This is a genomic window from Vulcanisaeta souniana JCM 11219 (genome assembly GCF_026000775.1).
Classification (GTDB): Archaea; Thermoproteota; Thermoprotei; order Thermoproteales; family Thermocladiaceae; genus Vulcanisaeta; species Vulcanisaeta souniana.
The window spans coordinates 1,751,524-1,771,667 of sequence record NZ_AP026830.1; the positions used below are offsets into that span (position 1 = coordinate 1,751,524).

At 42.6% G+C, this 20,144-nt stretch carries 21 protein-coding genes; 6 read left to right on the forward strand and 15 right to left on the reverse strand.

Annotated features, from left to right (window positions below; translation table 11 throughout):
• The first annotated feature begins 131 nt into the window (after positions 1-131).
• Entirely contained in the window at positions 132-1,181 is a 1,050-nt protein-coding gene (locus tag Vsou_RS09430; RefSeq protein ID WP_188603674.1) for a hypothetical protein, read from the forward strand.
• 60 nt (positions 1,182-1,241) lie between these two features.
• Here Vsou_RS09430 and Vsou_RS09435 read toward each other — a convergent pair whose 3' ends face one another.
• Both Vsou_RS09435 and Vsou_RS09440 read right to left on the reverse strand, forming a co-directional pair.
• A complete protein-coding gene (locus tag Vsou_RS09435) occupies positions 1,242-2,114 on the reverse strand; it encodes a metallophosphoesterase family protein (protein WP_229709874.1) in 873 nt (290 codons plus the stop codon).
• Positions 2,115-2,148: 34 nt separating this feature from the next.
• Complete coding sequence (locus tag Vsou_RS09440; protein WP_188603673.1) at positions 2,149-2,871, reverse strand: ParA family protein; 723 nt, start codon at positions 2,869-2,871, stop codon at positions 2,149-2,151.
• Positions 2,872-2,952: 81 nt separating this feature from the next.
• Between Vsou_RS09440 and Vsou_RS09445 the strand changes: the two genes are divergently transcribed.
• Entirely contained in the window at positions 2,953-3,429 is a 477-nt protein-coding gene (locus tag Vsou_RS09445) for a PaREP1 family protein (RefSeq protein WP_188603672.1), read from the forward strand.
• A gap of 489 nt (positions 3,430-3,918) precedes the next feature.
• Complete coding sequence (locus Vsou_RS09450) at positions 3,919-5,373, forward strand: ribonuclease FAU-1 family protein (RefSeq protein WP_188603671.1); 1,455 nt, start codon at positions 3,919-3,921, stop codon at positions 5,371-5,373.
• Positions 5,374-5,386: 13 nt separating this feature from the next.
• Here Vsou_RS09450 and Vsou_RS09455 read toward each other — a convergent pair whose 3' ends face one another.
• The 10 genes from Vsou_RS09455 to Vsou_RS09500 all read right to left on the reverse strand — a co-directional run bounded on the left by Vsou_RS09455 (position 5,387) and on the right by Vsou_RS09500 (position 14,220).
• Positions 5,387-6,685 carry an RNA-guided endonuclease InsQ/TnpB family protein gene (locus Vsou_RS09455; protein ID WP_229709873.1) on the reverse strand — a complete coding sequence of 433 codons (1,299 nt, stop codon included), beginning with the start codon at positions 6,683-6,685 and terminating at the stop codon, positions 5,387-5,389.
• Positions 6,678-7,316, reverse strand: a complete 639-nt coding sequence (locus Vsou_RS09460) for an IS607 family transposase (protein ID WP_188603670.1) — start codon at positions 7,314-7,316, stop codon at positions 6,678-6,680. Before Vsou_RS09460 ends, Vsou_RS09455 begins: the two co-directional genes overlap by 8 nt.
• Before the next feature lie 93 nt (positions 7,317-7,409).
• Positions 7,410-8,090, reverse strand: coding sequence for a translation initiation factor IF-6 (locus Vsou_RS09465; RefSeq protein WP_188603669.1), 681 nt, complete (start codon positions 8,088-8,090; stop codon positions 7,410-7,412).
• Between the two features lie 40 nt (positions 8,091-8,130).
• On the reverse strand, positions 8,131-9,684 hold the full coding sequence (locus tag Vsou_RS09470) for a B12-binding domain-containing radical SAM protein (protein ID WP_264890705.1): 1,554 nt from the start codon (positions 9,682-9,684) through the stop codon (positions 8,131-8,133).
• Positions 9,685-9,688: 4 nt separating this feature from the next.
• A complete protein-coding gene (locus Vsou_RS09475; RefSeq protein WP_054843578.1) occupies positions 9,689-10,369 on the reverse strand; it encodes a hypothetical protein in 681 nt (226 codons plus the stop codon).
• 58 nt (positions 10,370-10,427) lie between these two features.
• On the reverse strand, positions 10,428-11,246 hold the full coding sequence (locus Vsou_RS09480) for a tRNA pseudouridine(38-40) synthase TruA (protein ID WP_188603667.1): 819 nt from the start codon (positions 11,244-11,246) through the stop codon (positions 10,428-10,430).
• A 64-nt stretch (positions 11,247-11,310) separates the two neighbouring features.
• Complete coding sequence (locus Vsou_RS09485) at positions 11,311-11,547, reverse strand: sulfurtransferase TusA family protein (RefSeq protein ID WP_188603666.1); 237 nt, start codon at positions 11,545-11,547, stop codon at positions 11,311-11,313.
• Between the two features lie 155 nt (positions 11,548-11,702).
• Positions 11,703-13,442, reverse strand: coding sequence for a SelD-related putative sulfur metabolism protein (locus Vsou_RS09490; RefSeq protein WP_229709872.1), 1,740 nt, complete (start codon positions 13,440-13,442; stop codon positions 11,703-11,705).
• A 2-nt stretch (positions 13,443-13,444) separates the two neighbouring features.
• A complete protein-coding gene (locus tag Vsou_RS09495) occupies positions 13,445-13,723 on the reverse strand; it encodes a sulfurtransferase TusA family protein (RefSeq protein ID WP_229709871.1) in 279 nt (92 codons plus the stop codon).
• Positions 13,724-13,785: 62 nt separating this feature from the next.
• On the reverse strand, positions 13,786-14,220 hold the full coding sequence (locus Vsou_RS09500; protein ID WP_188603665.1) for a hypothetical protein: 435 nt from the start codon (positions 14,218-14,220) through the stop codon (positions 13,786-13,788).
• 366 nt (positions 14,221-14,586) lie between these two features.
• Between Vsou_RS09500 and Vsou_RS09505 the strand changes: the two genes are divergently transcribed.
• Positions 14,587-15,027 carry an ArsR/SmtB family transcription factor gene (locus Vsou_RS09505; protein WP_229709870.1) on the forward strand — a complete coding sequence of 147 codons (441 nt, stop codon included), beginning with the start codon at positions 14,587-14,589 and terminating at the stop codon, positions 15,025-15,027.
• Here the strand turns inward: Vsou_RS09505 and Vsou_RS09510 are convergent.
• Genes Vsou_RS09510 through Vsou_RS09520 form a run of 3 tightly spaced genes read right to left on the reverse strand, consistent with a single transcriptional unit; the run spans position 15,014 to position 17,768 of the window.
• Positions 15,014-15,400 carry a hypothetical protein gene (locus tag Vsou_RS09510; RefSeq protein ID WP_054843547.1) on the reverse strand — a complete coding sequence of 129 codons (387 nt, stop codon included), beginning with the start codon at positions 15,398-15,400 and terminating at the stop codon, positions 15,014-15,016. The two genes, Vsou_RS09505 and Vsou_RS09510, sit on opposite strands and share 14 nt — an antisense overlap.
• Positions 15,378-16,418 (reverse strand): hypothetical protein, encoded by a 1,041-nt coding sequence (locus Vsou_RS09515; RefSeq protein WP_054843548.1) that lies wholly within the window; start codon positions 16,416-16,418, stop codon positions 15,378-15,380. The genes Vsou_RS09510 and Vsou_RS09515 overlap by 23 nt, the downstream gene beginning before the upstream one ends.
• A gap of 9 nt (positions 16,419-16,427) precedes the next feature.
• Positions 16,428-17,768, reverse strand: a complete 1,341-nt coding sequence (locus Vsou_RS09520; RefSeq protein WP_188603664.1) for an ethylbenzene dehydrogenase-related protein — start codon at positions 17,766-17,768, stop codon at positions 16,428-16,430.
• Positions 17,769-17,915: 147 nt separating this feature from the next.
• On the opposite strand from Vsou_RS09520, the gene Vsou_RS09525 reads away from it, so the two are divergent.
• Both Vsou_RS09525 and Vsou_RS09530 read left to right on the forward strand, forming a co-directional pair.
• A complete protein-coding gene (locus tag Vsou_RS09525; RefSeq protein WP_188603663.1) occupies positions 17,916-18,692 on the forward strand; it encodes a Rieske 2Fe-2S domain-containing protein in 777 nt (258 codons plus the stop codon).
• A 5-nt stretch (positions 18,693-18,697) separates the two neighbouring features.
• Positions 18,698-20,128, forward strand: coding sequence for a cytochrome b (locus Vsou_RS09530; protein ID WP_188603662.1), 1,431 nt, complete (start codon positions 18,698-18,700; stop codon positions 20,126-20,128).
• Positions 20,129-20,144: the final 16 nt, after the last annotated feature.

The window sequence follows — 20,144 nt, forward strand, 5'->3', positions numbered from 1 at the left end:
ATAATGATTACACGCGCAGACTTAGACTAATTAATAATAATTCCATCCTATCTTGGTATTATTACGATATAGACGATTCATTCGACTATTGAAACAAAACTTTTAAGTATGAATATTTCCTAATCCTAAATATGCCTGATCGATGTCTATACGTAGTTATTGCCCTAATAATGGTCCTAGCTATCGTTACTACTTACCTAGGTCTAATGGTCAGTACTGAAGAATCGAGAATAGTCTCACTACAGAACGAAGTCAATGCTCTATGGACTAATTGTACAATACCTAGACTATACTATGAAATGTGTACACAATTGGAGGAGCAGTACAATAAACTGGTGTCAGTATATATGGGCATTGTTAATGAATCCTGCAGGTCAATGATTAGGTTCGAGCCAATACTCTATACATATACCCAGACAGGTAATAACTTCGAATTAATCTTAAACATAACAAATCTATCGAATAAGCCTATTAACTTAACTATTGGCGTATATGCGGGACCGCCAATAACTGGCGCGTTGGTATCGTATCCAACCGTAATCCTCCTACCGCCAAATACCACAATCTCATTACCCATGATGTTTGCGTTATTTAATCCTTCGAATATGTACTACGTGGGTTATAATTACCTAGGTGTATCTGTCGGTAATTATACCATGAGCGAGTTCATGCATTTAAACATGTCAATTACACTACTTCCCAATGAACTAGCCAGCTTGGGTTTACCTGCAATCACGTACTATACCTCAATAATGAGGGTAATTCTGATTGATAAACCATTGATTGGCATTGCGATATATCGATTGTCAAGTTCTTGGTTCACACTAAGTGCTGGTAATCCGCTTCCAACTAACGTGAGTATTAATGGTTATGAAGTGCACGCATACAACGGCTCATTACTAACAACGTGTATTTTAAGTAAACCAATAATAATTAATACAACGAGTACTATTACTGATGTATCATTACCGACTAAATCAGGTAAATTTTCGACTAAAATTAGTACGACTGCGCAAGATGGCTGGGTATCATCATTAACCCTTTCGTCATCGGTCACCTGCGCTGTGAATTATGTATTCCCAGATAAAGTCGCTGAATTGCCCTATGGTTATGTTGTATTGATTACAAGTATTGGGAATATGACAATACCATTGATGCCGATGTATGGCTGGTGCTTCTAGTAAATTATCGTAAATACATAGTAAGCAAAATTAGCATCATTTTATCACTATGCTAATGACTTATAACCAATCAAAGTCGTAACCACCTTCACCAGTCTCCTCCCTTATTCTGGCTAGTATATCCATTGTGCCGAGGTACGTCATGTCAGTCAGGTAAACCTCAATGTTACTTAATATTTCCCAGGTGCGTGCATAGTGAAGTATTGTCTCGACCTCGACGAGGTCCTTTGGGAATATCTCGAACACGTCCATGCCCACGGTCAGTGGGTTGAACGTGGGTAGCACAATAATATTCGTGGAACCCGTGGCGCCTACTTCTGTATTGTACATGTTTTTCCCAAATACCGACTTATCAACGCGTATTTTGACTATGACGGGTGCTCTCATCACGTAGCCTGTCACGTCCTGAATAAGTATTGCTGGGTGGGTGTGCCCCATTATTATCACGTCCGCATTCACGAAATCCTCAACCCTAGGCTTTGAATTGCCATGGAGTAGGAGGAGGTTTTTACCATCTTTACTCCTTATCATGAAGCCCCTGGAGTCAACGAGGTAAATATTGGACTTCGCATCACTGCTGAGTACCAGGTCTAGGTTACCATCATGGTTACCCTTGACCAGGACCACCTTGTTAAACCGGCCACTAACCCTGTTGAGGAAGTTCCTAACCTCCCTTGCACTATCAACTATACTCGCTATCTCATGCTTAATATCACCAAGTATAGCCAATGAGGTCGCCCCAGTCCCTTCGGCGAAGTCGAGGACCAACTGCGCAATCCTAGCGGATTGACTAGGAATCCTAACACCCTTCTTACCGAGCTCAACCTCAAGACCAACGTGAGTATCCGCAATGAGTAGCCACCTCTCGCCATCCTCAGAATCCACGGCAATACCTCGAAACTCCTCAATAGACACCGCGTTATTAATTGGCAAATTAATGCCTTAAAATCATTTTGCGTATTAACTATTAACTTAGAACCTCCTTAATCAAATACATCAACGCCTCCTTAACGCCAATACCGTACTTACCGTTGCCATCATGAACCCACCTAATGACCCAGGGATCATAGTGAACAACAACCGGCTCTGAGCTGGCAAGCTTACCCACAGCGGCAATCCACTGTCTACCCAGGGACTCCCTAAACATGTTAATCACAGGACGACCAACATTAATCGAAAGCCTCTTAACGAAATGCAGAAGATTCCTCAGTGCAATTACTGAGCCAAGGTCCTGAATACCCACCGGATAAACAATATCGCACATACTCAACGCCTCGGTAAATACATGGTCTAAGTTGGGCTCGAATGACGGAAAATCAACAATCACATTATCAACCCCAACCCTATCAATTAAGTACTTAATCAACGAGTCCAACTTATCCTTGAAATCACCGTATTCATTGATAAGTGCTAAATCGCCATGTCCAGAGGGAACCAAGTAGGCAGGCCCATGCTCCGTTGAAACAATATGAATTACCTCACTAACCTTAGATGCGTTAATCACGTAGGTAGCCAGTGTATGCCTTGGCACGCCACCAAGTAGGTTAAGTGACGTGCTTGGATTACCCATGGCTAGGTCGATAACGGCTAGTTTAATGCCGAGCGCCGGCGCAGCCTTCGTGGTCAATATCGTCAGCGTGCTCTTACCAACACCGCCCTTCTGACCGGAAGCAATGCATCTAACACTCACGTCAGTATAGTAACACCTCAATTAATAAGGTACTAACGTTCATGAACAAACATTTTTAATTTTGCATCACCAATGTAAATTGTGGAAATACCAAAGCCAATACTCGATGAGGCGGAGAGAAAGGGAATAGACATAATTGACCTAATATCAAAGGCATTATCACTTGACCCATCAACAACGAGTAAAGCGCATCTTGAACTCGCAGAAAAATTCCTAAATGAGGGTAGGGATTTAATCGATAGGGATCCCGTGCAGGCCAGCGAGAAGCTCTACAAGGCGGCTGAGGAGGCCATCAAGGCGATCGCCATAACCCTAGGCCTAGACGAGGCAAGGAGAGCGTCTGAGATTGGTAGGTGGACAGCGCAGTTGCTATTTGATGCTGTGGATGACGTCGCCGATAGGCTTGGTAGGAGGGAGGTCAGGTGGTGGTGGGGACGGGCATGGTTTTTACACGTGGAGGGATTTCATGAGGCAAGGCTTAGGCCTGACCAAGTTAGAAGGGATCTGCCTGACATTGAAGCTCTCGTGAATCTCGCAAGGAGTACTTCAGGGACTTGATTAATGATTCATAAGGGAAAGAAATTAATTGATGCTTTACATAATTTTAATGTATGGGCCGCCAGGGGTTTAATTGCCGTATTGTCGTAATGAACCGGAGGCTCGTGATTCTTTACCTGGTTATTGCTGTGCTCTTTTTAATAACGTGGGTATTTAACATGTCTAATTTTACGGGATTAATGGCGTTTTTAATATTTCTAGTGCTTTCGTTTGTCGCCGTTAAGCCACCTAGGGTCCCGAGTAACGAGGAACGTAGATGGAGTGCGATTATTGGTATTCTTATGATTCTATTTTTCATAGTTTGTTTACCACTATCCGTTTATCTAGCCGTTAAGCAATCAGTCATTGGCTCAGTACTTATTCGCATTTCCATTAGCACTCTCTGTATTACTTCTCGGCCTAGTAATTACTTCGTATATAAGGTGTGGCATGTGTCCCTGAGTTACATGGTCATAAATTATTTTTAGCCCTTGATACGGGTGTTTCTCCGTGGGTGGATATAGTTATAGGGTTAGGATTAGGGGTAAGTATGCTACTGCCATTAGTAAGTTGGCGCTTGATCTTGGTTACACCATTGTTCAGGCCTCTGATGTGATAATTAGTAGGTTTAATATTAATGTTAATAACTCCGCGCCTGATGTTACGATTAAGGATTCAGAGAGAGTTCCTGGGGCGTTAACGGTCATGGGTAAGTGCAGTGCGGTTAATGATGTTGTTGATAACCTGCTCAGGGTTGTTGAGAAGGAGGCGTTGGTTTGGAGGTCTGTGGTTCCTCTTCATAGGGTTGTTATGGGTATTGTCAGTGTTGTTGATGGCAATTACCTGGTTGATGTTGGTGGTGGCATTAGGGCTTTGCTTAGGTCGCCAAGTGGTGCGTATAGCAATGGTGATGTGATTCCAGTTGTTATAAGTAGGACTAGGGTTTACCCGAGTGATGAGTTGGTGGCAATACCGGGCATTAGGGTTGATACTGAGCATGTCTCGATAGTACCGGGTAGTGGTACCGTATTATTTAGTAGTCACATTAAGAATTATGAGACGAGGCAGACACTACTAAAGGTTGGTCTTAGGTACATCGGTAAACTGAGCGGTTATAGTATTAAGTGGAGGAGTAGTGCTCAGTTCCTCACTGAGAACGATGCAGTTAGAGAAATAGAGAACGCATTGAACATTTTCAATGAGGTGAATCACGCAAGTAAGTCGTCAACACCATATACGATACTACAGGAAGGCGAATGCATCACTGAGATCATGCTCAATGGCAGGGCTAAGCTCCTGCTCGATAATGTCAGGAATAATGTTATGCCGACAATAATGGGTCACCATACGTATAAGACGCTTAGGAGGAATACGGCATTGCTGGACCTTGTTGAATCATTCCTTAGCCACTGCAGTGATAGGGCTAGATTTAGTGCTGAGTTCATGAAGCAATTAATGAGCAAGAAGTATAGGGTCGGTATTATACACATTAAACCAAGTGGTGAAGTTATTAAGCTCGGTAACGCCGATGTGCTTAAACTCGAGCCTGATGATGTTGTTTTAATGCGTAGGTTGAGGGGTGGTGGTTTCCTTGACGGCCTCGGTCTCCCTAAGGAGGAGGGTGATATGGCAATAACCTGCTCAGCGATTGGTAATGAATATCTAACTCACGTCTATGTTGATCATGCTTGGAGGCCTAAGGGTATTTACATAAATATTAACACACCCATTGAGTTCACTGGAGGTAATATTCTGTACATTGACCTTGCCGTTGATATTGTTAAGAGGTGGAGCTCAACGGAGGCCAGGGTTATTGATTACGATGAGTATAAGTCATACGTAAACATGGGCGCATTACCAAGCAAATTACAGGCTAGGGTTGAGAAGCTAATGAATGAGTTATTAGGGAATGTGCATAGGCTTGGCGAGGAATGCCTCAATAAGGCCAAGGAATTAACTGGATAATCTCCGTTTGTCCCTAGAGGGTCGTTCTCGGCATTTTGTGGTTGTTTAGGGTCACCTCTAGGGACTTCCACCTCGCCCATAACCCTTTTGGTAGGGTTATGGGATCATGGGTGGCGGTCGAGCCCAACGGCACGGGGCTCCCATCTACGCTTGACCCGCCTAGGCTTGGAGCATTGCTCCCATCGCCTAGGCGGGCTCGAAGAAGGAGATTCCAACAAGCAACTGCGTCACGGTGCCATAGCTCACCACCTTTGCTACACTTCCCAACCCTAGAGCTATTGCTATAGACAATTACGGCACTATGTATTGGGCATAATCTTGAGGTGTTCTTCGGGTCTACATAAATTATCGGTACACCATACTCCTTTGCCTTCTCCTCAATAGCCTTCTGAACACCTCTAAACGAGGCTTGGAAAATCCTGTGCCTCAGTTGCTTATCCCCTATCCTCTTAATCATGTTACTAGCGGGCTTTTTACCTAGTTTCTCAAGAATAATAGCGTACCGCTTTTCATGAGCAAACCTAACAATTATGTTAGCGATCTTCCACCTTACATCATCCTTTCTCTTCCTCTCCTTGAGCCTCCCCATAATTCTCCTCTTAATCCTCGACGTCACCCCATAGAGCTTATCATACCTTTCCTGCATCCTTTTCCTACGGTAATAATAACCGAGAACGAGCTTCTCGGTATTGGTCTCAAAGAGATGGGCTACTCCATCAATAAGCACCGCTACATTGTTCTCATTAACATCAACAGGCAGATATCCACTAGGCTTATATTCTTCAACCTCCTTAACAAAGGTTAGATAAATTATGACCCTCCTATCTCTCCTGTCAAGCTTTATTTTAGCTTCAGAAGCTAGCCTCCACCCCCCATTGATGTATCTCCAGTACTGCTTGTGTGGCTCAATCTCTATTGTTACCCATCCCTTATGAGTCACCACCGCAATATAGGTCAATCCATTGGGCTTCCAGAGGTGGTCGTCTAACCAAATACTAACACTTCTAACCTCTGGATACTCTTTCTCGGCTAATCCATGCTTCTTCAACTTCAGAAAGCTTCTAGCTCTAGTAGAAGCGTCTTGGCATGCAGTGTAGACGTAGTGCGATGGCAACTGTGGATAGAGGTTTCTCATCTCGCGGTACTTCAACGCCTTCAGCTTCGTAAAGCTCTTCACATCGTTTCTAACAGCAAACATCGTCAGCTGCTCAACCATGTTGCGGTACATACCTTCAAGCTCAACAAAAACATTGAACACCTTCCTCGGCAATGAAGTGCTTCTAACAATAACAGTTCTTGCCACTCTACTCACTCTTCTCCACCTCTTCTAGGAGCTTTTTGAAGCCTTCCACAAGCTTCTTTTTCCTGTGGCTCCTCATACCATAGAGCTTTCCAGCAAACGACGTTACAATTTCAATCAAGTCCTCTACGAGCTCTTGGTAAGCGTCTTTAGGCTCTTCACCAAAAACAACCTCTATTCTTGCACCGAACTGTCTGAAGAAGTGTTCGAGATACTCAAAACCAAATCTTGTGAGCCTATCCTTGTAGGTTACAACTACAACATCTACCTTCCTGTTAACAACGTAGTTGAAAAGCTTCAGTAATCCTCTGCGATCAGTCTTGAGACCGCTGGCAACATCGCTTAGAATATCTATAATTCTGTATCCCTTGGCAGAGCAGTATTGTGTTAGATGCTGTATCTGCCTCTCTAAGTCGCTCCTCTGGTCTGAGGAACTAACACGAGCATAGATAACAGCCCTAACCTCTCCAGCCCCTGTCTTCCCTCCGAGAATACGTTCAACCTCAGAATAAGGTATTCTTATCCTACCGCTAGGAGTCCGCACAACATGTATTCTTCCCTCTGCTACCCACCTTTTGAAAGTCCTGTAGCTAATCCCAACAATTTCACAGAACTCCTTGGATTTTAACAACTTCTCTGACATTTGTCCCTAACTGTCAACAAAATTCCTCAAAAGACCCTAATAAAGTTTTCTGCCCTCATTAAGGGACAGACTGCGTTAGTCCCCCTTAATGTCCTATTCACCACCGAGTACTTGCATGATCCTTACTATCTCGAAACCAGTGGTGTCATTACCAACTAAACCGCCATTATTGTTAACAACGAGACCGCTCCTCAGGAAACTCCTACCCCTGTTGACAGTGCCTACACTGACAGGTAACCCGAAGTAATCCCTAACCTTCTTCACATCCTCGTCCTTAGCATCAGGACTTAGTAGAACGCCTCTGTCATTTGCCACAGCTATTGAGCCCACCAGGTATGTACCGCAGATCTCATCGATAATAACCTCGGTACCCAATGTATCCCTTATTAAATTAATGAATTCCTTCTCAATTATTGGCGACACAACGGTCTTTTTATTATTCGTTAGTATTAGGTTGGCGATTGCTGTATACCTTGTACGTATTACCGACACCCTGAACCCACCCTTTTCCAACTCATTAATTTCCTCCTCAGTCACTATACTCGGTATCAATACGCCATTGTCATTACCCACGATGAAAATCCCGATCAATGGTGACTTTGCCAATGATGCCTTAACTACCGTAGTACCCAGGGTATCCCTTATGGAATTAATCACCTTGTCTGGGACGTCCATGGGTACCACAGTGAATGCGTTATTTGTAAATATGTAGACGCCTATTGTTGAGGCCCCGTAAATACTTAATGGCGCCACTTCAAACCTACGCTTACTCATTCCTGGTCAGTATATTTACCCGTTTAATAACTATTATGGGTTAACCTATGTGCTGAGTCGGAAGATCTATGCCAACTTCCTTAACATACCTAAGGAGCATTGACTTAAGATTGCCCTCATCAATACCTGGAATCCTTATGTGGCTCCAGGGTAGTTCACTGTTAAGGGATTTCCATGAATATACATACCTACTAAGTAAACCCTCATACTTCCTAAGCAGCCTCCTCCAGGAACCCCTATCTAGGCTCGTTAATGACGCCTCAAATATCAAGTCGCTAATATCCCTGTCCCCGAGTGATAGTAATGCCTGAACCTTGGCATCAAACGCACTATATGTTGAGAACCCGGTGTATGTATGTATTTCCCTCAAGGCCTTAACTCGGTCATTGATTACATCATCACCAGCCATGGGTAGCCATTGCAATGGTGTATGGGGTTTAGGTACCCATGGATTAACCGAGAGTGAGAACTTAATACCTAGCCTACGGAGCCTTAGTAATAGGTTGGTTATTGAATTTATATCATCATAAATTTCGCCGGGCAACCCAACCATGAAGTATAATTTTAAGTGATTAATACCAGCGTCTATCGCGTCCATGGCAACCCTGGCAATATCGTCATCTGAAAATCCCTTGCCCAACGCCCTCCTTAGTCTCTCGCTTGATTCTGGCGCTATTGTAAGGACCTTTTGACCGCCCCCCGCAATTAACCTAATGGCATCTCTATCCAATGAGTCAACGCGTAAAGACGGGGAGGAAACACTTAACCCTAGGTCATTTACGAGGAAATTCATTAACTCCTTAAAACCTGGGTGATCAGTTACGGAGAGACCCACCAACGTTACCCCATTAACTAACTTCCTATCCCTATTTACATCCCTAAGAATTAAGTCCTTAATTGCAGTAACATCGGCAAATCTAACTGGTCTACTAACGAAACCCTCCATACAGAATAGGCAACTCCTCGGGCAACCCCTCATAACCTCAAGGACAGCTAGGTTATTAAATAATGATTTAGCGCCGCCGTAACTTAACTCAATTGCAGTATCATGAACCAATTTTATTGAGTATGATAAATCCCTTACGAAAGCCTTAGTTACGGTATGCTTACCAAGCGACGGGACGTAAAAACCCACTAAGTTAGCGTACTCCTCAATATTCTTACCATATTCCATATAATAATCAATGAGCGTAGGGATTAATACCTCGGCATCTCCAATGAGTATTATGTCAGCGAAGGACGACATGGGTTCAGGATTTGCCATTAGTGTTGGCCCACCCATTACTATTAATGGGTCGTTGGCGGTCCTTTGAAAACCAAATGGATTTATACCACTTACCTCCATCATTTTTAATATACGTGGGTAATCAAGTTCATAATGCACAGAGAATATAACAATGTCAAAGTCCCTAAGTTGCTTTGTTATAGATCTACCGTCATTGCCCATGAATACGAAATCCGTGTATACATTTGAATACTCACCCAGTATTTTCCTGATTATGTGTATGGATAATGATTGAAGCGCTATTCTGGCGGTTGACGGGTATGCAATGGCTACCCTAATCATTCCTTTTCTGTACGCTTTGCTGTACATACCTCTATGGTGTTCCTTGGTATGGTTGTGATGGATTTATCCTAATCCTAAGGATGACAAGTGGTTGTTTTGAATCCTTTATCTCCATTATCTTCCTCAGTATCCTTAGTCGTATTTTCGTTATGTTGGTTGTTAATAGTTTTAGGAATTCGTCCTTTCCATATTCATTGATTGCCTCACTGAAGGCCGTCCTTAGTATGAAGTCCGAAACAACATCAAGGCTACAGATCTCGTTTTGCTTCATAAGTTCGATCACTATTTCCTTACGTAACCTCTCGATTAACTTTTTTGGTACATTATTAAGCACATCATCGATATTAACCATGGTACTTAAATTCTCACTGGTCTCCTTCTGCTCATTCTCATTGAACACTAGCCTAACCCTTTGTCTCCACTTAACCACCCACCAATTGAACCATTCATCAACAATCCTAGTTATGAATTCCTCGTTTTTAAAGATCATTTTGCACAACTCAAACGAAGCATTCTCATCATTCGCATTAATTAAACCAAGCCTATACAGGAGGTAATACCTTAAATCCTGATATGCATAGCTAATAAGGAATTCCTGCTCATTTTGATCTAAGTCCCAAGATAGGGAATCAATCCGTTGCTGAATCATGGAGGCTATTTTTCTCTCACCAAAGCCTTCCCTGCAGGCCGTTTCAATATCAAAATACTCCACAAAAACCCCACTTGTACATTATTTTACTTGGTATTTAAACATTTGGTTCATGTTATGTTTAAATACGACTAAATAATTTATTTATGTCCATAAATTCATGAAGAATTTTTAAAATTACAAATAAATTAGGCAAAGAGTTGTACCACCTATTACCGAGGTAATTGACCACGTAGGAAAGACATCCAGGACACAATAACCAATTGGGCTCCCTATTACCATAATTAACATTCAACAGTAATAGACCATACGGCGACGCAGGAGGAACAGGCCTTTTAACCTTGAATTCTATTAAATCCCTCAGTTCATCGATTGATAGGGTGCCAAGCCCAACCATCCTAATCGCATTAACAATCTTCCTAATCATCTTATTCCTGAACCCCCTGCCAGTAATAATAAGCACTAGGTAATCACCATACCTCTCAATATTAACACCGTTTATCATCACTGTGGTCGGCACACCCCTCTCCTTAACCTGGAAATTCGACAGGTCATGAACACCCACAAACAATTCCGCCGCACCCTTCATTAAATCAACATCCTCATAAAGCCAGGGCATTACGTAAATATACGTCCTAGAAACCGCAATCTTCGCATTGAATTCATCATTTACCTCAGCCCATGCCCAAACCCTTAAACCATGCGGTAACCTCGAGTTTAACATCCCTGGTGTCAACTTATGACCATCAGAGAATTGTATCGAGACCACATTACCAACGGCACTAACCCCAGGGTCAGTCCTAGATGCCTTACTCAGTGTGAAGTCCTTTACAAATCGTCTAATTGCCCTCCGTAGATAATACTCAATTGATCCAGTATTACCTGTAAACCCATTAAATAGGGAACCATCATAGAACACCTTGAATGCAATCGTAACCATTAAAAGGATTGTAACCTGTGGTATTAAAACTGTACTGTATTTGAGCAATGGGATAGTGGTGATATTAGGAAATTTCATGGGACTTTGCAACGACTATTCTATAATTATTCTCATCCAATTGCACTGTCTCCTTAATTTCCACATTAAGTATCCTCAAAACCCTCTGTAGCATCATAAAGCATATGAAGTCATCAGTGAGTATTGTTAATACGGATCCAATCTCCGCCTTGGATATTGCGTTGGATACCACGTTTATCGGTGTTGGGCATTGAAGTCCCCTAACATCAATTGTGCTGTCCATACTTCATGGCCTAGCATTAATATTTACTTAAATTAAATATGATTATATGCACATTTTTAATAAACAAGATAGACTTAAAAAGCTGATCTGTGGAACCAGGTTATTTAATTAGGAATGGAAAGAAACAACACAATGCCATACGGCACCTATTTTCATTACCTTACCTCAAAATCAACAAATTCACCATTGTATTGCCTAACTACGTAATTAATCATATCAACACTGCCGACAGGGCTTGACCTAATCCATTCAATAAGTGCCATTGCGTCCTCTCTACATCCCTCAATCACAACCTCCACAGAACCATCAGGCAAATTCCTGACATACCCAGTCAGACCAAAGGACAGGGCTTGCCTACGTAGTGTTGGTCTAAAGCCAACGCCTTGTACATCACCAAAAACCCTAGCCTCAACCCTAACCTTCTCGCACCTAACCTGCTGTCTCCTTAAACTTCTCAATACATCAATATCCATCGTTAACTTCATTAATAAAGACTTACTTGTAATGTATTTTGTTATGTAATCAGGTACAAAGAGTCTCCCTGTTCCCTTGCCTATGACATCACCAATAACCATGGGTTGTGTACCCTCAATTCCCCTTAAATCCTTAATTATTGAGTCAATAACGTCTTTGCTGGCCACTATGGCTATTGCGCCGTTTGTACCTGCCGTGGCATCAGTAATTATGTAATGCCCAGCGGCAAAGCTTGCGATCTCGGGGGAAATCAGTGGTATATTGTGTAGGGCAATGTCCACATTGGCCTGCTCCGCTAATTCCTTAAACACGAATATGCCAGGTCCTGATATATCTATTGTACCTGCTATGTGCTCGTCATCCTTAAATGACTCACCGAGCTCGGGTAGGTATTTATTCAATACCTTGGCTATTTCGATATTAGGTCTTGAGAGAGTTTCCATTATTTTAACCTTCAATTTCTCAAGTTCATCAATACCCATGACATCACGTTCCAATTCATCCATTAATGATTCATCTACGTGCGCCGTCAGATACGTAGAAATAATTGAAAGTTCACCAAACGGCCTAGTAACGAGAACCTTAAAGCCAGCCTTAACATTATCGTAAAACATCGGTGGTTCCTTATCCAATAACCCAACAACGGTGGCACCCATTAGTAGGTAATTAACCCTTGGTTGCGGAACATCAGAATCTAATTGAAAGTTCCATTTACCACTGAACTCCCTATAGTTATTCATCAACTTCTCCCTTAACTCCTCAATTGGCGCATCATAGACTGGGTATATCGTTATATCCCTATAGACGCCCTTTATGAACAGGTCATTCAATGCATTGCTTACGGCAGTAGCCACCTGCCTATAACTGCCTGGGTCCTCCGTTGGGTCAATTATTTGTATAGTATCATTATTAGCCAATAAATATTCATTACCTGTCCTTGTACCTATGAAATCAATTAGGGCGAATTCAGCCTTCTCCCTGGTCGAAACTATTGAGTGACCCTTACCAATCCTAATCTTAGTTGGCGAAGTCCCCAATTGCCTGTATAGGCTTATTATTGAGCCCGCGAATTCCCTTGGCGATGATGCACGTGCCTGATGCACCTGCAGTAGTAGTAATGCTGTTGATGGGTTGATTTTTGTCAGTTCATCCTTATTTATATTATTGCCATCTATGTTATATATTCTCCTTGTCAATGAATAGTCACCATTGCTCCTTAATACGGCTACGTCCTCCCTGGGTTGAATCTCTATGTTAAGCTTGGCTATTTCATTACCAACCAATGAGAGTGCCGGGTATAGTATATCGTATAAATCAACCTTAACCGAACAGCCAATGGCAAGTGATAGCAGGTTAATACCTAATCCCAGGTACTTATCTAACCTCTCCCTGAAGTCCCTAATCCTCTCATTACTCAACATGATCACCGCTTCCTGACCACAATCCTCCAGCAATTACCCTCCTGCCTAACCTCAAGTACTTCATGACCAAGTTTCCTAATTGCCGCTGGAACATTATCGCAACTCGCTGGGTTATCAACGAGAACCTCCATTACCGAACCACTACTTAGATCCTTAATCGCCTTTAGTGTGAATACCTGCGGGTATGGACAGGCATAGCCCCTGGCGTCCAATATGTATCTGTCATTATTTACCTTCATGAGTTTCACAGCAGTACTATTGACGTACACTTTATATAGCATTAAATCAGTGCTGTTTTTGCACAGTTTAGTATTCATTTAAATTTAAATAAATTTATTCAAATTCACAGCGAGACCGACTTATCACACCACTCAAGCAGCTCAATGTACTTACCAATCATGACCAACTCATCTACGATGCCCAGGAAATCACCCAAGCCAACCTTAATACCAGCCAACTCAAAGGGCTGGGTACAGACATAAACCCTTACACTGCCAATCTCCTTGGCTTGCCTAATCATCTCATACCACTTGAAGAATCTACCATTAATAACGGCATTATTATATCCACTAACAACATTATTAATCAACCCACTCAGTGCGGGATCACCGCTGTAATTGCTGATCTTATCAGCATAATCCTTAAGGAAAGCAAAGGATGCCGATTGCGTGGCATATATTGCTACATCATGACCCATACTCACTGCGCCAAGGACTATCGTGCCTAATGCAAGCAACTTATCCAATGCCGAACTAGTGATTAAAATCAATATCTTCATTGCCGAACCACTCACCCTCCATAGATAGGGGCTATTTAAGGCAAGGGGAATTATGCAATCTCTACACGGTAAAAATGCAGTAGGTAGGTATAAATTTTAAAGGGGGCACTGATTGAGCTTAATTAATGCCTATTCCTTATCTTGTACCTCTTGTTTGTTCTTATCCTCAGTCTTCATATCCTCCTTACTCTTCTTCTTGGTCGTGTAAGGACTTGGCATACACATATTTGGTCAGTAAGCGATAAATGCATATGCTTATAAATGTTTCTATTTAAATTTAAATGAATTAATTTGAATAAAAATAAATATAAATACATTGTTATGCATATAATTAAGCATTTAAACTAATCCATGATCTAAGCCTTAATGATGGTAGTTAGTGAACTCCTTAAAGACTTAATAATACCCTTCCTAGCACTACTCGTGGGCAAGATGAGCGATGATGATTTAGCAAATAATGATAGAATGAGCGATAATACGCCCTCTGATGGAGTGATACATACATGCCCCATGTACGCAAGAATTAGGTGGTTACTCGTTGAATCAAGGGGTGGCCCCATAAGGTCTAAGATATTGTTACTACTCAGGGAGAGACCAACCAATATCAATAGGATTGCTAAGGAATTGAACATGGACTATAAAACAATTAAGCACCACCTGGAACTACTTGAGAAGAACGGCCTAGTTCAAAGACTTGGCTTGAAGTATGGGGATGTTTATTTCATTAATGATAATGCCTATAAGCACTGGGATGAGTTGTATGTTCTAGTTAAGGAGAGTTTAAAACTGGATTCTAACTCTCGGTAACCACATCAAATTGAAACCCACCAATACTAAGCAGACCATCACTAATCATCTTAAGCTTAACGAAATCCAACGCATCCATTAATTCACTACTTACCTCATACTCAACATCAAAGCTCATGCATTCGCCAGGATTTAACTGAAACATCTTACTCTCAACGGACTTGTTACTCACCATAATATCATTACTAATCAACGCTATGTAAGTGATGTAATTCTCGAGATTTGTCCTCGTGAACGGCCCACCATACCTTAACCTCACTCTCAAAGTCCTTCCCTCATTATTGCACAGCCTTACTGAACCAGGATACTTGGCTCTCCCATTTACGTCCCTAGTTACGTAAATTAGGTACCTATGAAACACCCGCATGACCATCACCCACTTCCCGTGGCTTGTTAATAATGTTTAAGTATATTATTAAATTGGTTATTGTTAGTACTGAGGCGAAGATTACGATTATCGCGTGCTCTATGAATGCGGTGGTTACGTAGATAAGTGAAGCAACAGCAACTAGGTAATACATGGGTATCTTATTCATTATACCACTTATTACCAAGGCAATTATCGAGTACGTGTATATTCCCATAAACACAGCAATCAACGGCATTGAGGATGGAGGAGACAGTATTCCCAGGCCCATGGCGAATACCATTGACATTATGTGAGACATGAAGCCATTGTACATAGTAAGCGTGTAAAGAGGATACGCCATTGATACGCTGAGCACGGCCGCAGCCACATAACCTAAAATCAACCTTGCATTAACTTTACCCTCAATAATTAATGCATATGTACTGTATATGAGGAGCGCTATACTGCCAATACCCGCCAGGTAGAGCATTGGGTAGACAAAGTATGGACTTAAATCACCTAGAGGTAATGCGAAATACTCAGTTAGTACGTTGGCAATATATAGTATTAAGGATGCTAATTGAAGAAGAATTAGCGGTATTAATGGTAGTGACTTAATCCTTAATTCATAGATCAGGGTTATTAATGATAATACCGTTAGCGCAACATAAATAAGACTACCTATTACCCACGGAATACTCATATAATACATTGGGTAGAGAATACTGAGCAGCGTGCCTCCCCATAGCATTAGCACTGTGATTATGAAGTAAACCCCACTGAGCGGCGCCTTGATGAGGTATAGCATGAATGGTATAACGATTTCAAGGCCAAATACTGAGAATGTACCGATAAGTTCCAGGTCAACCATATTAATGCCAGTACTTGGCATGAATGGCGCTACGTAGAATAAGAATTCCCTAAATATGAAATAGAGGAGAAATAACACCGAGAATAATACCATTAATATTGTTTGATCTCTGCTAAGTAATCCATGAGTATAACTGTAATTTTTACCCTTGTTAATAATATTAATATCCATTTGATTTAATCACCCTCTCCTCCTTATTGAGTAATATACGAGACCTACGGCCACTATGGCAACCATTATCCCTATTATAGCTACAGTCAAAACGGCCGTGGGTATTACCGATGCGGCATGCGATGGTGGTGACGAGGTTGATATGGTCAGTGGTATAAAGCTTGGTGATATTGACTTATCCCAGGAGGTCTCACCGGCCTTACCAAACCAAATTGCAAAGGCTACATCATATGTCTGGCCCGGCATCAGGTTCACAGTGTCAGGCATTGGCGCTGATAGTCGTCCAACAAACTCCACCATCCAATACCCGTTCTCATAAACAGCGCCAGTATATTCGCTGAAATACCCGGGCTCAGGGCCGGTGGCATTTGGATACCAAATACCCCCATCACCTACGTCATAAAGCCCCGTCTGATTATCAAATAGGTTTATGAAGAAGCCATGCGGATTCGATGCGAACTGCTGCGCGGCTGCCGGATCGATGCCATTCTCTACATCCCACGTTACGTTAGTAAAATAGTTGAAGTTATCACCCTGTGGATCAGTGGCCCCAGAAATCCACTCCCAAATATTGGCTGCGCCGGAACTCAGTGAACCACCCGTGTATTCCACTACATTGGTTCCTAAATAAGCCTGTGCGAGTTGACCGAGTTCACCAGGTATTTGATAGCTTGGGTGCCCGGCACCTATGTTCATGCAATCACTTGGGTTTTGCTGTGAACCCATGTACCACATTATCGCCGCCCTATCGGGGTAATAATGACCACTTGTTACGTTCACGTAGTATCCGTAGAAGTAGACGCCATAATGGGGAGCTAAGTAGGCAAGTACATACTCCATAGGCCTTGGAGAACCCTTAATCACTGCGTAACTTGCATTAATTACGAAGTACTTCTTATGGAACGTACTGGTTAATAACTTTAAGAATGTCATGTTAAGGGGCCCATTTGGATTATAAACAAGGGGCCAGTGGCCAGGACCAGCAATTGAGGCAGGACCAGCATAGCTTGGTCCATATGGATCTGGCCATTCTAGTAGGATGAATATGTCTGTACCGTTCCACGCAGCCTTAACTAATACGTAAGGTACCAGTCCCGATGTTGGTACGTTGTAGCTAATTGGCAGCATCTGAGTTGAGAGGTTGGGTACAAGAGATACGTTATACGCAGGTATTTCCTTCCAGAAGCTCTCGGTGCCTGGTGCAGCTAAGTTGGCGCTGCCAACAACTTTATATGCCACGATGCCGGATGGAGCCTGCGCAAGCGGTATTGGGTATACCATGGCCAGCACACCCACTATTATGACCAGAACTATCGCGAGTATTGTGGTCAGTCTTAGCCCAATCCTCATCATGAGTTAGGGCTAATCCCAGTATTTAAGTCTTATCATATTTTGATATAGGAATAAAAATAGGTATTAATTAGATATAAATTGGTATAAAATTGGGATTAAAGCATTTAAGTAAAACTTATAAGCAAGTAATGAATAACGTTAATGATGAGCGAGGGGAATAGTGGTTTGTCTATGGGTAGAAGAGATTTCCTTAGGGCTGTATTGTTCGTTTCTGGTGCCGCCGTTGTCCTTGGAATGCTTAGGGGACTTGAGTACCTCATTCCGCCATCAATAGGCATTAGCTCATTTCCAAGGTTATTGCTCGTTGATGAGAATGGTAACCCAATAAAGGCGAGCCAGTTACCTGTTAATGCCCAACCAACAATAGCCCTATTCCCATACCCACTCAACAATGAGCCAAACTTCCTATTAAACCTCGGTGATGATAATAATCAACCGGTTGAGATACCGCCAACCACAGTGATCATTCCACAGAATGGAGTTAAGTATGAATTCCCTGGCGGCGTCGGTCCTAGCAAGTCCATAGTTGCCTTCAGCGCTATCTGCCAGCACCTGGGCTGCACATTCCCCGAGATGACATTCTACCCACCTGGGTATAAAGCAATCACAGCATTGGGGCCCAAGGATAAGGTACTTCACTGTTCATGCCATGGTTCTACCTATGATCCTTATTTGGGTGGCGCTGTGGTTACCAGCCCCACGGTTAGGCCATTGCCCGCCGCCGTCCTGGAGTGGGACCCGAGTACAGACCAACTATATGCCATCAAGATGATGGGGCCGGTGATCTACGGACACCCAGGGTACGATAACCCAACGCAAAACACGGTCAACAATCCATTGGGTGATTTACAAGGTGGATCGCCAATAAGTGGTACCACAACAACCATTACAACACATACCAACCCAGCTATATCGGGGTGATGCACATGGGTAATAAGAGAGACCTCACTGACTGGTTTGCCGAACTTCTTCACCTTAAGGATGTACCGTTTATGGGCGTGCCCAGTTACATGTTTAGTATTGAGTATTGGCTTGGCGGGATAGCCGCCAGCGCGCTCGCTTGGCAAGTATTAACTGGGTTACTGCTTTTATTTTATTACGAACCAAGTAATGCCTATGATTCGACAATGTCCATACTACATAACGTGTCATTCGGCTCAATAATATTGTCATCGCACCTATACGGCGCGTACATCATGATATTTGCCGTATACATGCATGGACTCTATGTAATGCTTAAAGGTGGTTATAAGAAACCCAGGGGATTTCAATGGATCCTTGGTGTGCTGCTATTCGTATTAACGCTTGGTGTATCATTCATTGGGTATTCATTAACTGGGGATGTATTGGCAGCTGACGCTGTGGATGTGGGTAGGGGGTTATTAACGGCATTGGGTATGCAATCATTAATACCCATTGCCTTCGGTAACGGCACGGAACTCGACCTCTTCTCAAGGCTTCTTGCATGGCACATCACGATTGCAGCCGCAATAATACTTCTATTCCTACTACATTTCTACCTGGCCGAAGAGAATGGATTAATGCCCAGACTTAAGGATTCTGGATATAAGGTTCCAGCCATGATCAACAAGAATAGCAAGGACTTACCACCCTGGTGGCCCAGGAACTTCATCTACATGGCTGCTCTCGTACTCATGATCTGGGGCATAATAATACTAATACCATCAATACTGGCGCTACCTAGCATTTATCCAAGCATACCAATACTCTTCTCTCCATACCCCGGGCCCTCACCAACGAGTCCACAGGCAGCCGCAGTGCCTGCTTACCCACCCTGGTTCTTCCTATTCATTTATAAAATGCTTGACATGCCCTTTGGGCTTAAGATAGATGAGGTCCTATCAATGATAGCGCCATTAATAATACTACTAATAATACCCGCACTTGATAGAAACGAAAAATTGCATCCGCTCGATAGGCCAGGCATTCTAGCATTGGCGTTAATTGGCTTGATTTGGCTCATTGAATTGAGCGTATGGAGCGCAATACAGCCTGGCGTGCCCGTTAATCCTTCATGGGCTGCGCTCGTTATGCTACCGCCATTGATAATAGTAATAACCGGTATATATGCAACTCATAGATCCTGGGTAAGGATTAGGGGTAATGCGTTTAACGGGGGTAAGGCCGGCAATAACAAATCTAGTTCATGGATATTGAGTAAATCAACAGCGTCGATCATTGGTTATGTAACGGCCATATTAGCGATAATAATCATTGCTCTATCACTGATCCTAAGCCCAATAAATGATGGGCCATTCATAGGTGTTTCATGGGGCGCGGCACTGCTGTTGCTGTCTGCATCGATATTTAATTACTTCTATGTAAATTACGTTTAGCCAATCAAGATAGTCA